This is a genomic window from Aeromonas sp. QDB14 (assembly GCF_027707845.1).
Lineage (GTDB): Bacteria > Pseudomonadota > Gammaproteobacteria > Enterobacterales > Aeromonadaceae > Aeromonas > Aeromonas caviae.
Genome location: NZ_JAPCJD010000194.1, coordinates 1 through 971, shown reverse-complemented (window position 1 = coordinate 971; position 971 = coordinate 1). Strand labels below are relative to the sequence as shown.

The window sequence follows — 971 nt, the reverse complement described above, 5'->3', positions numbered from 1 at the left end:
GTTAATGAGGGTGTAAGTAAATGAGTATGTTGAAGGCTGGCCGTCCCAGCAGCGAAAAACGGGCAATGACCATGGGGGATATCGCAGGATCCGAGAAGATGAAGCGGGTTAATTTCGACCTGCCGGAGGCGCTACATACCAAGCTGAAAATGCATGCTGCCGCGCAGGGGAAGTCCATCAAGGACATCATGACAGACCTAATCGAAGCCCTGTAGTGAGTGATTGATATGCAACTATCCTGTCGGGATAGTATTGAATATATGAGTTTTTTTTTTGCAGTAGCTCGCACTAAAAAGCGTTGATCCATCTGTTAGATCAACGCTACCCTGTGCGCCAGAAACGAAAAAACCGCCTTGGCGGGCGGTTTTTTCGAAGGTACTCGGAGTTGGCGCTCTTTGTACCTGGTAACGGCTCCGTGCGGGAAGCAGCTACCCAAAGACCTAATTAGTTTAGCGGCCACTCGGCCATTCAATCAAGCTTTTCCCGCTACGAGACCCGTTACCGAAGGCCACCACCTTTGGCGCTTTGTCGTACCCGCACGGATTGGATGCATGAGTTTGTTGCCGTGTGTGGGTGTGGTTGGTCGGGCAGAACGGGGAATCCTCACATACTGCCCAGCGTGCGACCGCGCACCACAGCCTCCCACGGCTCGCAACCGTGGGGCATCAGCCAACAGAGCGTAACGGGGAACCAACCACGGCCAGCTCTTTAAACACGGCGCGGCTGTCCGGCCCACAGGCGGGGACTAAAGGCGATGCAGCAGGACGGGGTGTGTCTCTGAAGCGCGTGAGGGGGAGCCGCCGCAAGCGGCCTCAATAGTTCAGAGCAAGGCGAGTCCTATCTTGTGTAACTACGTCATTTTTAACGTAGCCAAACAGGAGGGCTCTCCTATCTTGGGGTTCTAGGGATTTTCCGTCCAAAAACGACAAAGTGCTCTGGAGGCCACGCCGTCCGCGGCCTCCAGAGGGGTA

General features: G+C 54.9%; 1 protein-coding gene. It reads left to right on the top strand.

Annotated features, from left to right (window positions below):
• Positions 1–20 precede the first annotated feature (20 nt).
• Positions 21–215 carry a plasmid partition protein ParG gene (locus PG887_RS22470; RefSeq protein WP_171270182.1) on the top strand — a complete coding sequence of 65 codons (195 nt, stop codon included), beginning with the start codon at positions 21–23 and terminating at the stop codon, positions 213–215.
• Positions 216–971: the final 756 nt, after the last annotated feature.